Source organism: Bacteriovorax sp. DB6_IX (genome assembly GCF_000447775.1).
Classification (GTDB): domain Bacteria; phylum Bdellovibrionota; class Bacteriovoracia; order Bacteriovoracales; family Bacteriovoracaceae; genus Halobacteriovorax_A.
Window position 1 is genome coordinate 1 of record NZ_AUNJ01000424.1, and the last position, 12558, is coordinate 12558.

Annotated in this window: 12 protein-coding genes; 9 read left to right on the top strand and 3 right to left on the bottom strand. The window is 38.2% G+C overall.

Annotated elements, in window-relative coordinates:
* The coding region (locus tag M901_RS13235) for a hypothetical protein (protein ID WP_034722273.1) at positions 1 to 410 on the top strand (410 nt) is incomplete at its 5' end.
* Positions 411 to 428: 18 nt separating this feature from the next.
* Here the strand turns inward: M901_RS13235 and M901_RS13240 are convergent.
* The 3 genes from M901_RS13240 to M901_RS16730 form a co-directional block, all read right to left on the bottom strand.
* Positions 429 to 782 (bottom strand): hypothetical protein, encoded by a 354-nt coding sequence (locus tag M901_RS13240; protein ID WP_021278720.1) that lies wholly within the window; start codon positions 780 to 782, stop codon positions 429 to 431.
* A gap of 500 nt (positions 783 to 1282) precedes the next feature.
* Positions 1283 to 2080, bottom strand: a complete 798-nt coding sequence (locus M901_RS13245; RefSeq protein WP_021278717.1) for a CoA transferase — start codon at positions 2078 to 2080, stop codon at positions 1283 to 1285.
* Positions 2073 to 4136 (bottom strand): thioredoxin domain-containing protein, encoded by a 2064-nt coding sequence (locus M901_RS16730; RefSeq protein ID WP_021278713.1) that lies wholly within the window; start codon positions 4134 to 4136, stop codon positions 2073 to 2075. Before M901_RS16730 ends, M901_RS13245 begins: the two co-directional genes overlap by 8 nt.
* 243 nt (positions 4137 to 4379) lie before the next feature.
* Between M901_RS16730 and M901_RS16735 the strand changes: the two genes are divergently transcribed.
* The 8 genes from M901_RS16735 to pheT all read left to right on the top strand — a co-directional run bounded on the left by M901_RS16735 (position 4380) and on the right by pheT (position 12381).
* Positions 4380 to 5273: a lytic transglycosylase domain-containing protein gene (locus M901_RS16735; protein ID WP_198295403.1), complete on the top strand. Its 894-nt coding sequence runs from the start codon at positions 4380 to 4382 to the stop codon at positions 5271 to 5273.
* 105 nt (positions 5274 to 5378) lie between these two features.
* Entirely contained in the window at positions 5379 to 6071 is a 693-nt protein-coding gene (cmk, locus tag M901_RS13260) for a (d)CMP kinase (RefSeq protein ID WP_021278714.1), read from the top strand.
* Complete coding sequence (locus M901_RS13265; protein ID WP_021278722.1) at positions 6068 to 6640, top strand: glycosyltransferase family 9 protein; 573 nt, start codon at positions 6068 to 6070, stop codon at positions 6638 to 6640. Before cmk ends, M901_RS13265 begins: the two co-directional genes overlap by 4 nt.
* Positions 6637 to 7140 (top strand): glycosyltransferase family 9 protein, encoded by a 504-nt coding sequence (locus M901_RS13270; RefSeq protein ID WP_021278712.1) that lies wholly within the window; start codon positions 6637 to 6639, stop codon positions 7138 to 7140. Before M901_RS13265 ends, M901_RS13270 begins: the two co-directional genes overlap by 4 nt.
* On the top strand, positions 7140 to 8171 hold the full coding sequence (locus tag M901_RS13275) for a bifunctional heptose 7-phosphate kinase/heptose 1-phosphate adenyltransferase (RefSeq protein ID WP_021278721.1): 1032 nt from the start codon (positions 7140 to 7142) through the stop codon (positions 8169 to 8171). Before M901_RS13270 ends, M901_RS13275 begins: the two co-directional genes overlap by 1 nt.
* Positions 8158 to 8691 carry a DUF4416 family protein gene (locus tag M901_RS13280; protein ID WP_021278719.1) on the top strand — a complete coding sequence of 178 codons (534 nt, stop codon included), beginning with the start codon at positions 8158 to 8160 and terminating at the stop codon, positions 8689 to 8691. Before M901_RS13275 ends, M901_RS13280 begins: the two co-directional genes overlap by 14 nt.
* Before the next feature lie 498 nt (positions 8692 to 9189).
* Positions 9190 to 10257, top strand: coding sequence for a phenylalanine--tRNA ligase subunit alpha (gene pheS / locus M901_RS13285; protein WP_034722278.1), 1068 nt, complete (start codon positions 9190 to 9192; stop codon positions 10255 to 10257).
* Between the two features lie 30 nt (positions 10258 to 10287).
* The gene (gene pheT / locus M901_RS13290; protein WP_021278718.1) at positions 10288 to 12381 is read left to right on the top strand and encodes a phenylalanine--tRNA ligase subunit beta; all 2094 of its coding nucleotides are present in this window, start codon (positions 10288 to 10290) and stop codon (positions 12379 to 12381) included.
* Positions 12382 to 12558 lie beyond the last annotated feature (177 nt).

Consider the following 12558-nt stretch of genomic DNA (forward strand, 5'->3'; position numbering starts at 1 on the left):
TAGATGTTAGCGATATTGAGCTCATGGATCAAAGATTTGATATATTTGTGGACTCTCATCTTCTACATTGCCTCGGAAGTCTTAAAAGTGTTCAAGAGTACCTCTTGAAGCTCAAGTCAGTGGCAAGGCCTGGGGCGAGGATCATTATTGAGACCATGGTGATTTCTAAAGGGCTTTTGAAAAGTGATTCTATGTGTAGGGATGACGGTTACATCATTAAGGATCTTTTAGGGGTTGGACGACGAATTATCTTTGATGGGCGTTTTATAGAAAATCTTGTTTTAAAACTTGGTTTTAGAATTGATTATTTGAATTTTCCTGTAGGTGCAAAATTTGTCTTAGATGGAAAGAGAGTCGAGTCTTTGGAGAGTGACCCCGATGTTATTCAGCTAATTCTAAGAATTCCCTAGAATTAGCTGCGGTATTTCTTATTCTTCATCTGCTGGTGCCTTGAAGATTCCTTTTGTAGGCTTTCTAGCACTTTCTTTAGTTGTAACGAAAAGGTATCTGATTGAGTTTGCATCAATAACTTCTCCGTTTCTTAGCTTGATATCTCTATTATTTCTTATATCTTGGATATTTCCCTTAGTCTTTTTAACATTAGATATTTCACTTAGGTCATAGAATTCTCCACTATATGTTTCAATCGCCATAGCAACTTGGAACTTCTCTTGCGCTAGTTCTACATCAACTCTCTTGATTTTAGACTTCGCATATCCTTGCATATGAAAAGTCATTGCTAAGATAACCATTGTGAAAAATTTAAATACTGTAGTTCTCATAAAGCTTCTCCCTGGCCATTAACGACAAACGTCCTGCGTGTAATTTAAGGCCCCTGGTCCAAACTTCCTGTCTGGTTATCCTTTGCTATTACTAAAGCACTTTCCATGCCAATTCTTATCTATGAAAATTCAGGCACTTGGCCGGTGCAATCATGACTCCTGATAGAATTAGGGCCTTTCTGGCACTGTTGCATAGTGCCAAACAGCTCCTAAACTGCTCTACATAAGTGGGGTTAAAAAGAACTTACAGTAGTTTAATAACAGAAGCTTACTGAACTTATTTTTGAACTGTTGAATATTTTGAGCAAGTTTTGAAGTGATTTCGTGGGGATGGGAGAGTTCCATCCCCATTTAGGGGTAGCAGTCTTAATTTGTCTTCTTGAGGACATTTATACAGATATCATGATCAGAAAGAATATATTGAACCTTTTCAGTCTCAAGTTCCTCAAAGAGCCCCACAAGCTTCCTATGAGTATCCCCCGAAGTATCAAACCGCTTATCTATAAAATCACCAAAGTCAAACAACTCACAAAAAACACTGCCAAAAACTTCTCTTCAACACACGCCATAACAATATAGTCACCATCACGAGTTTGATAAAGATTGTAACAAGGGTAGAGACCATTATGGAGAAAGAGATTGTGGTCCCTAAGCTCTTGTGGCCAAAAAGAGCCGAAGACTTCTTGAGTCGATTCGAAGAGAAAGCAGTCGTGGTGAGTGACTTGCTTTTTCTCAGATGCTTTAAGCATTGTAGAGAGTAAATCCAGGGCCAACTTCTGACCAAAATTTATTCCCGCTATAGGAAGAAATGGCGGGGCCAGGTCTTCTTTAAGGTGGGTTTGAGCGTGAAGAGTCAATAAACCTGTCAGGGCCAGGGCATTGAGATCGTGCATACTTTGTGCTTGATCACGACTTGCTCTTGGATGAATGACAGCAAGGGCCTTATCACTTTTTTCTTTGAGTGATTCTGCATCAATACCGAGCTTTTTTTGTAACTTTTCTGGGATGGCCATGATTATAGCATCAGCTTTAATACATAGCTCTTGAATCTTCTTTGCATCTTCGTTATCTGAGAAGTCAAATCTCTGGACATCTTTGTCCTTGTTGAGATGCTTATACCAAATGGGAAAAGAGTTATCCATTTCAGCAAAAAGACCATGAATGAAAGGGTCTTTAAACTTCTTATCTTCAATTTTGATTACCTTGGCCCCGGAGTCTGCAAGTAACTTGGCCGCCAGAGGCCCAGGAAGTCGATGGGAAAGATCAATGATGAGCTTTCCCTCTAATAAATTATTCACTCGCTTCACCTTCATTTACATCTGGTCTGAGTGTTTGTGAGAAGTTTTCAAATCCTTCTCCATTTAATTCACATTGATCAATTGAGCAGATTTCCCACTTTTCACCTTCATCTTCATGATAGTCAAAAACGAATCGTGGTAAGAAGTAGCTAATAAAGCTTGCAAACTCTTCCTTATCTAACCAAGTCTTAGGACATTTAATTGTCTTATAAGCTTCAACTGGATAAGTTAGCGCTCTTAGGCCTTCTCCTGAACCCGCAGGGTTTTTAAGAACTTCATGAGTCATTCTCTCTTGAACATCTTTGAAATCTTCAATGAGATCCTTATCCTTAAAAAGAACTGAGGCACGTCTCACAACAGAGATCAGTGTCGTAGCTGCAGATTTAAATGACTGATCAAAATTTGTATAGGCCTGGTTAGGGTAGAGTTCGTGATCTTGGGCCTTTTTCGCTCTTGTAAGCAGTTTGTCTCCATCAAGGAACTCTTCTTTAATGAATTGAAGAGTGTCGTAGAAGTTTTGCTTAAAGATTGGATTTGAGCTTAGCTCATAGATTCTACACTGTGCTTCTGCAAAGAAGACGTAGTCTTCTAGATATGGAAGTGAATTGTCCTTTGTTGTCGTATGAAGGATATTCATTCCTGCTTCATTTGTTTGTAGGAATTTCTTGTAAACACCTTCTACAAGTGCATTGAAAATTTGACTTGCCGCTGATTTGATTGGAGTTACTTGGCAGTATTGCATAACATCTGCTAGGGCAGAGATCATCATGAAGTTCCAACTTGCAATTCCTTTATTATCAGTCATTGGTGGAACTCGAAGTTTTCTATCTTCTAGAATCGCTCTTCTGGCCTTTCTTACGATTTCCCATGCTTCTGGAGCAAAGAACTCACTTGCAAATTCATGGTTTAATGTAATGACATTGAGTTTGTTCTCAAAATTTCCATCAGCTGTAATTCCAAACCACTTCTTAATATTTTCCATATTCTTAGAAAGCGTTTCTTCTTCATCATCAGCTTTATTTAAAGCATCTTCAAATTCTTCTACTGTATATGTGAAGTAGAGTCCTTCAACACCTTCTGAGTCTGCATCTTGAGCAGAGAAGAAGTATTTCTCTTCACAGAATAGTTCTGTGTGAAGATATTCTAGAGTATTGTAAATTGAATCAAAAACGAGAGGTGATGGGTAGAGGAGACTCAACTTTGAAAGTACTCTTAAAAAACCTGCTTGATCGTAGAGCATCTTTTCAAAGTGTGGCACAGTCCATTTTTCATCTGTAGAGTATCTATGGATACCACCTCTAACGTGATCGACGATTCCCCCCATGAGCATTCTCTCTAATGATTTTATGATGTGCTCACCTTGCTCTTTGCTAATCATTCCTTCAAGCATCTGCTCTAGGGCCCACTCGTAAAAAGCAAATTGAGGAAATTTGGGGGCCTGTCCGTAACCTCCATTTTCAGCATCTTTAAATTGATCTAGAACATCCATGACTGCGTTTGGTGGAGGGAAGTGTCCTTGAAACTCAACTTTGTCATCAGGAATGAATCCCTTCTCAATTGCCTCAGAAGCTTTATTGGCATTTTCTAGAACCGAGTCTTGATCGTCTTTATAGGCCCTTGTTAATTCAGTTACGAGCTCCATAAAAGATGTTCCCTGACCACCTGAATCTTTTGGGAAGTATGTCCCAACAAAGTAAGGTCTTAAATCTGGTAGTAGAAAAGCTGATAAAGGCCATCCACCACTTTGAGTGAATAGTTGAGCAGCTTGTTGATAGTAAGCATCGATATCAGGATGTTCCTCTCTATCAACTTTAATACAAACAAAGTTCTCATTTAAAAAATCTGCAGTTTCTTGATCGACAAAAGATTCCTCGGCCATGACATGGCACCAGTGACAAGAAGAGTAGCCGATACTTAAGAAGATTGGCTTATTCTCATCCTTAGATCTTTGAATCGCATCTGGTCCCCAGGCCCACCAGTGAACTGGGTTTTCCTTATGTTGTTTTAGGTAAGAAGACTTTTCGTCTGATAATCTATTAAAACTAATATCCGTCATGAAATCTCCATATGAAATATTGTATTTTTTATATTCTGATCGATTAAAAATTTAACTTTATTATTATTAAGCGAAATCTAGTAAAAGTCATTAACTCATTGGAAATATGTTTATCGACAAATTTAATGTAAGAAATAAGCTTTTTCTTTTCTGAAACTCAAGGCCGAGGTGCCAAAAAGTCCTAGACACGCTGATTGGTGCAAGGTATCTCAAAGCCCTATGAATACTGATCTTAAACAAAATTTGTCTCTGGAAACGGAAGCGATAAGCAAATTCTTACGTGCTTTTGGTAAGTATGTTTTTCTCTTCATTATTCTATTTCAAATTTTCTTTGGGATTGAAGAGATGCTCCACGAGGCCCATGTTTATCCAGAAACTCATTATGGTCCAACTCTTCAAGTTGAAAAAATGGTCACTCTGACAAAGACAACTCAAGCACAGGCATTGAGAAGATACAACTTTAAAGATGCCAATTATTTCTATAAGAGTTTAAACGTTAATTTTATTTCAGCTGTAGATAAAGAACTCTTACACGAGAGTGTTCTGGCCACAGTTCCAAAGCCTTTGAGAATCAATGCGAGAAAGTATGTGGATCATATCTTTCACTTTAGCGAGAAGAATAGACTTGATCCTATTTGGGTTATGGCCATTATCTGGACGGAGAGTCATTTTAAACCACGTGCTAGTAGTCGTGTTTCTGCGACTGGGCTTATGCAAATAATGCCAAATACTGGAACATTTTTAAGCCGATTACTTAAAAGACCAAATGATAAGAATCTTGTGATGCAACTTCTTGTTGATCCAAGATCGAATATTGAGCTTGGAACTTTTTATCTGAGAAGACTTCTCAATCGTTTTAAGTCTCATCGTTATGCAACGGTGGCCTATAATATGGGACCTCGTTTTGTTTCTCGACGAATCAAAAATAAGATGCCTGTTGGAAATAAGAATCAATATTATGACAAGGTCAAAAGATATTATAGGATTCTTTTAAGTGGTGTTCATCAACTTGAGCATAAGTCTTATTTAGAGGGAAAAAAATCTATTCTTAAATATCGTCCGAAAGGTCCAAGTCTTGAATATTTCTTAGGACAAGACATTGATTTTAAGGCCTTACCTAAGTACGCCAGGCGTTAAAAAAAACCTTCTTTAATAATCCTAAGCGTCTAGTCAAATTGCCGACACTTTTTGTATCATAGTCAGAATTTAAAAAGAACACACACATACTCAAGGAATTAAATAATGTCTTATTCTTCGGTCATTGCCATCGATGGTCCAAGTGGTAGCGGAAAATCCACTGTTGCGAAGAGCTTAGCTACTGAGCTAGGTATTCTCTATATTGATACAGGTGCTATGTTTAGGGCCTTGGGATATATGGCCAATGAAAGAGGTATTGATTTAACTGATGAGTCTGCTGTTGAGTCTTTTTTATCTTCTATCAAACTTGAATATCAATCTTCTAAAGACTCATTGATAAGTATTGATGGAGAAGATCTTTCTGGGAAGATTCGTGAGCATCATGTTTCTAAGCTGGCCTCAATAATTTCACAAATTCCATGTGTGAGAACATATCTCTTAGAGTTTCAAAGAAACCTTGCCAATTCTAAAGTTTGTGTCATGGAAGGGCGTGATATCGGCACCGTTGTTTTTCCTTCCGCGTTTTGTAAATTCTTTGTGACGGCATCTATAGAAGTAAGGGCCCAAAGACGTTTTGACCAACTTGTAGAAAAAGGGCAGGGCGATGTTGATCTTGAACAGTTGAGAAAAGACGTTAAAAAGCGTGATGATAAGGATATGGGCAGAGAGGTTGCACCTCTAAAATGTGCGGATGATGCAGAACTTGTCGATACTAGTGAAATGGAGCTTGATTCAGTAATATCTTATCTTAAAAATAAGGTCTCGAACCGAGCATCTGAAATTGGAATTTCTTTGTGAAATACTTAATCAATAGAAGTGATGCTATTGGTGATAATATCCTAACAATGCCAATGGCCCAGGCCATTAAAGAATTGGACCCTGAAGCAGAGATTGCTTTTATTACCTCTCATATCTGTAAAGATATTTATAAGAATCATCCCTATATTGATAAATTCTTCCTCTTTGATAAGAAAGAATCCTATTATTCAAAAATAAAAAAATGCTTCAATATCTTCAAGGTTTTTAAACCTGATTTCTATTATTATGTAGGCGGAAGCCAGACACCAAATTTTGTCGCTTGGTTAAAAGGTGTTCCTCTTAGAGGTGGAATTCTTTCTAAGTGGACAACATTTCTTGTCCTTAATCATGGAACAAGACAGAAGAGATCTCAGGTTGCTCAGCATGAGATATTCTACAATGTTGATTTGCTCCGCCATCTCGACGGCTTTGAGAAAGTTGATGATAAAACTTATTATCCGCAAATCAATCTTGCTGATAATCCTCAAAATATTTTAGATTTTAATAAGGAATTGGATGCTTCTGGGCTAGACCCTAAACGTGAAATGATATTATTCATCCAGGAATGACAGGGCATACTCTTAACTGGCCTTCACGTAATTATGCTCGATTGATTAAGCGTTTAGAGCTGATTTATCCTGGAAAATATAATTATATTATTTCCCACACACCTAGTGACAATCCATATTTGATTGGAATGAAAGATGAGTTAAAAGATTTTGGCGCTCATAAGAGCTCAGTCGTTTATTTTAACGGAGCATTAAAAGGGCTTGAGAATTATTTGACGATTTTAAAGAATGCGGCGGCCTTTATTGGGCCTAGTACAGGAACAACACACTTAGCAGCGACTTTGAAAGTGCCTGTTGTGGGTATTTATTCTCCAATAAAAGCTCAATCTGCTCTTCGTTGGGGTCCTTCGGGAACAGGTCAAGTAGAAGTGGTCACTCCAGATGTCGTCTGTGGTGAAGTTTTAAAATGTGCAGGAGAGTCTTGCCCATATCATGAATGTATGTCTAAAATTGAAGTAGATGATTTATTAAAAAAATTAAGACCTATATTGGAGAAATAATGAATATTAGTATTTCGAGAGATAGATTTCAGGAAATTGTCTCAAAATTTGAAGAACTCAAGCCGATTCTCGTCGTCGGAGATGTGGGGATTGATAAGTATACTAGTGGAGTCGTAAGTCGTATTTCACCAGAGGCACCTGTTCCTCTTCTCGATGTAAAGAAAGAGTGGTTAAAGCTTGGGCTTTCAGCAAATATCTCTGATAATTTAAAGGCCTTAAGTGTAGATTCAACTTTGTGTGGGGTCGTTGGCGATGATCAAAATGCCAATCTCTTTGAGAATCTCTTGGAAGAAAATGGAATTTCTACATGGGGAGTGGTTCGTTGCGAAGAGAGGCCAACTGTTTTTAAAGAGAGAGTTGTCACGGATACACAACAGATTTGTAGAATTGATTATGAATCGAAGAAACCAATTAATAAAGAAGTGCAAACAAAACTTCTTTCTCGAATCAATGATCTAAGTGATGGACATGATTCTCTTATTCTAGAAGATTATGCAAAGGGAACTCTAACTAAAGACCTTATTGAAAATCTTGTAAAGAAATATAAATCTACTGAGAAGATTATTGCGGTAGACCCAAGCCGTACAACACCGCCTCTTTTTTATAAAGGAGTTAAGCTTCTTAAGCCAAATAGAAATGAAGCTGAAATAATGGTGAGGGCCCTAGGTCACTATGATGTTGAATCAGTTGATGAGATGGCTTCAATTCTTGTCAAAGAATTAGAAGTTGAAAAATTAATTATCACTCTTGGAGCTGAGGGGATGGCCATGATCGATACGAAAGTTGACGACAAGGTTCAGTATATCCCAACTGTCGCCAATGAAGTTTACGATGTTTCAGGGGCTGGTGATACATCGATCTCGCTCATTATCGCATCTCTACAGGCCGGTGCTACTTTAAAAGAAGCTGCCTGGATAAGTAACTGTGGTGCTGGAGTGGTTGTTGGTAAGAAGGGAACTGCGACAGTGAATCAAAAAGAGCTACTCGATTACTTTGATCTCATTTCAAAGAAGATGAATGAGCAAGCTTAGTCTAGCTGAAGACGTTCTTTTCTTTCATAGCGTTCTTTTTAATAAGGCGAAGATCTCACTGGAGAGTCTTCGCCAACTCTGCCTTGAATATTTTGGCGAATCGATTCTACTAACTCATCCATTTTTTCCAATGAAGCAGTACTACTCAAAAGAGATGGGGAGTGAAGATCAACTTGAAAGGGTTTTCTTCTTTTATCCCAAAAAGGCCTCTCGAGAGAGTCTCGTTGCGATGAAAACTCTAAGTACTGAATTAGAGAATAAATACTCAAATAATGGTCAACGAATATTCAATCTTGATAGTGGGTATATTTCAAAAGACCAGGTTCTTTTGGCCACGGGAAAGCCCTATTCGCATAGGATTTATTTAGCTGGTGGTGTTTATGGGGAGCTAACCTATAGGTATTGTGGCAAAAGCTTTGAAAAACTTGATTGGACTTATCCCGACTACTCACACCCTGAAATCATTCAGAAATTTAATTGGCTTAGAGAGGTTCATTTCACACGCAATTTGCTTGATTGAAATTGGACTATGCGTTAGCATTTTAGGAATAGAAACCCGTGGAAAGGGCGACAAGATTTCGAAAGGGTCTTGGAGCAAAGTTCTTGTGCTGTGGATTTTTTTATCTATGCATTAAGAATTGCCGAAGCGGTGAAAGGCCACCTTCTTTCCTGGGGTCAAGCTCCGGGGTTGTACGAACGGGTCACTTTCGCGTGGTGAGCGCGAAGGCGAGAGAGGGTCGCGGTCTTCAGGGAGGTCATTTGGGGCCATAGCTATGCTTTTGGACCATTTCACATTCACATTTCGTTTGCCATGGATTTGTACTGGCGAACAAACCTGGGGTTTTGACCCCTCGAATCACTCTACTTACTAGCACGAGATCAATTCAAGGCCTGTCGGCGTTATCGCAAACAGGCCTTTTCTATGCCCACCAAATTCTTTAAATACCGTAATGAGACTTGATTTTTCTCGTCCCACATGAAATTATGCATAGTTGCAAAACTCTATATTCTAAAAGGAATAACAATGCTTGAAAAACTAGAAAGTGCATACTCAACATTTTGTTCTGAGTTGGAAAACCTTACGACTCAGGCCGATGTTTTAAACTTAAAATCTAACTACTTAGGAAAGAAGGGGCAGGTTTCTGAGATTCTTAAATCTCTAAAAGATGCGACTCCTGAGCAGAGAAAGGAAATTGGTCCTAAGGCCAATGAGATAAAGACAAAAATGACGGCCGATATTGCTGATAAGTTAGCATCAATTGAGCTCGCTGAAATTAACACGAAACTTGCTCAAAATAAGATTGATATCAGCCTAACGGATAGTGTGAAAGAAAAGGCCAATTTTCATGGTGGTTTTCACCCGAGAACACTTATTAGACAAGAAATTGAAGATATTTTCCTTTCTATGGGTTTTGAGGTCCTAGATGGGCCACATATTGATACAGAGTTTTACAATTTTGAAGCATTAAATATTCCTGGGGATCACCCAGCTAGAGATATGCAAGATACTTTCTGGTTTAAAGACGAGAAGTCTGAAGAGGGAAATAAGCACCTTCTAAGAACACATACTTCGACTATTCAAATCAGAGGAATGTTAGACAGAAAGCCACCTTTTAAATTTATTGCACCAGGGACTGTTTTTAGATGTGAGAGAACTGACGCTTCTCACGAGATGGTCTTTCAACAGCTCGAAGGGATGATGGTTGGTAAGGATATCTCTGTTGCGAATCTTATCTACTTCATGAAGCAGACTCTAAAAGAAATTTTCAAAAGAGATGTTGAAGTAAGATTGCGTCCAGGTTTCTTCCCATTTGTTGAACCAGGTTTTGAACTAGATATTAAATGCCAGGTTTGTTCAGGAAAGGGATGTTCTGTTTGTAAGAAGGTTGGTTGGGTAGAACTCCTCCCATGTGGAATGGTTCATCCGAATGTTCTTAGAGCTGGAGGGATTGACCCTGAAGAGTATAATGGTTTTGCATTTGGACTAGGACTTGATCGTCTCGTTATGATGAAGTACGGAATCGATGATATTAGACACCTGCAAAGTGGTGATTTGAGATTCAACTCACAGTTTGGTGATTACTAGTTATTAAAAAAATAAATAAGGAAATATAAAATGCTTATTAGTATTGATTGGATTAAAGATTTCGTACAACTCCCAGAGGGACTTTCTCCTAAGGAAGTCGGGGAGAAGTTTACTCTTGCTACGGCCGAAGTCGAGGATGTTCTAACTGTTGGGGCCCACCTTGCAAAAATTCGTGTTGTAGAAGTTGTAGAAAATGAAAAGCACCCGGAAGCAGATAAGCTTAATCTTGTGACTTTTACTACTGGTGATGAGACTTTCAAAGTTGTCTGTGGTGCGGCCAATGTTACAGTTGGGATGAAAACAGCATATGCCCCATTAGGAATTACACTTCCTAACGGTTTAACTCTTGAGCCTAAGAAAATCAGAGGTGTACTTTCTGAGGGAATGTTATGTTCTGAAGAAGAACTTGGATTCGCAGAAGAATCTGCTGGTATCATCGAGTTGGCCAAGGACGCCACGCTTGGAATGAATATGTTAGAGTTATTTAATGAAACTCAGGATATTCTTCTTGATGTGGATAATAAGTCTCTAACCCACAGACCTGATCTTTGGGGACACTTTGGATTGGCCAGAGAGTTTGCCACGGTTTTTGATAAAGAATTATCAAACCCTTTTACTAGTGATTGGGCCCAAACTCTTAAATCTCATATGACAAATGACGATGCTCCAATGAAAATCTCTGTTGAGAGTGACTCAAGCTCACTTGGATATTTTGGTTTAAGTGTGGATAATGTTGTCGTTAAAGAATCTCCTAATTGGCTTAAAAAGCGTCTTAAGGCCGTAGGCTTAAGGCCTATTAATAATATCGTAGATATTTCTAATTACGTTATGCTTGAGTTAGGAATGCCTCTGCATATTTTTGATAGAGATAAAATTGAAGGTGATACCGTTTTTATTAAAAGAAATGGTGCCGATTCAAAGTTTACAACTCTTGATGAGATTGAAAGAGATCTAGTAAGTTCTGATACTGTTATCTCTGATGCTAATAAACCACTTGTTCTCGCCGGGATTATGGGAGGGCTTAACAGTGGTGTTGATGAGAATACGAAGAATATTTTTATCGAAGTGGCAAACTGGAAAGCAGCAGAAGTAAGAAAGACTTCAACGCGTTTAGGTTTAAGAACAGATTCTTCTGCTCGTTATGAGAAAACGCTAGATTCACTACTGCTTGAGAGAACACTTTTAAGAACATTAGAGTATGTTCTTAAAGAATCACCTGAAGCGAAAGTTGTTGGTCAAATCCAATATGATGGACCAGATCTCTCAAAGATTGAAACTGTAAAAATTAAATCAAGTGCATCTTCTCTTGTTAGACAACTTGGTAAGGATGTTTCGTTTGATGAGATGAAGAAAATTTTTGAGTCTCTAGACTTTGTAGTTGAAGGAAGTGCCGATGCTTTTGAAGTCACAGTTCCTAGTTATAGAGCGACTAAAGATGTTGAGTGTGAATCTTGTCTTCTCGAAGAAATAGGAAGAATTATTGGTTTTGATAATATTAATCCTCTCTCTCCTAAGATTGATGTCTTTCCTGTTAAACTAACACCAGCTCAAAAACTTCACCGTAAGATGAGGGACTTCATGGTTTACCATGGTCAGGCCTATGAAGTGATGACTTACCCTATGGTGGGAGAGTCGTTACTAAAGAAGGCCATGTGGGAAGTTGATAGAGGGTTAGAGCTTATCAATGCACTTTCAAAAGATACTGAACTTATGAGATCGAGCATGATCCCAAGTTTTCTTGAGGCCGTTTCTAAGAATGCTAAGAACTCTGATGAGTTTAAGTTCTTCGAGATTGGTAGAACATACCATGCTGTTGATAAGGACTTTAGAAAAGAAAAGAGTATGGTTGGTATCGTTCATTATTCAAAAGAGGCAACTCCTTTTATGAATCTTGTAAATGATACGATGAGGTTACTTGATAGTACCAATGTAAATTACCAGCTCTCTGAAAGACATCCTAAGTTTAAAAATAATATTGTAAATGAAGAGTGGAAAGGTGTTCATCCGTTTGAGTTTTATAACTTAAGAATTCAAGGAAAAATGGATGGTGTTATTCTAAGTATTCACCCTATTGTTTTAAAGCAGTTTAAGATTAAAGGGCATAGTTTCGATTTCACTAGTTGATCTTACTCCTTTTGAAGATAGAGAGGTTAAAGATAAGACAAAGTATCTTCCTCTTCCTAAGTTTCCTGGGTCAACATTTGACTGTACTGTCGTGACAGCATCAGACACTCCTGTAGGTAGTGTTTTAGCGGCCTTGAACAAGGTTAAAATTAAAGAGCTTCAAGCTACAAAGATTGT

Coding starts and splice junctions, on each gene's coding strand:
- M901_RS16730 (WP_021278713.1), bottom strand. CDS start 4,136: ATGACGGATATTAGTTTTAATAGATTATCAGACGAAAAGTCTTCTTAC.
- M901_RS13275 (WP_021278721.1), top strand. CDS start 7,140: ATGAATATTAGTATTTCGAGAGATAGATTTCAGGAAATTGTCTCAAAA.
- M901_RS13280 (WP_021278719.1), top strand. CDS start 8,158: ATGAGCAAGCTTAGTCTAGCTGAAGACGTTCTTTTCTTTCATAGCGTT.
- M901_RS13240 (WP_021278720.1), bottom strand. CDS start 782: ATGAGAACTACAGTATTTAAATTTTTCACAATGGTTATCTTAGCAATG.
- cmk (WP_021278714.1), top strand. CDS start 5,379: ATGTCTTATTCTTCGGTCATTGCCATCGATGGTCCAAGTGGTAGCGGA.
- pheT (WP_021278718.1), top strand. CDS start 10,288: ATGCTTATTAGTATTGATTGGATTAAAGATTTCGTACAACTCCCAGAG.
- M901_RS13270 (WP_021278712.1), top strand. CDS start 6,637: ATGACAGGGCATACTCTTAACTGGCCTTCACGTAATTATGCTCGATTG.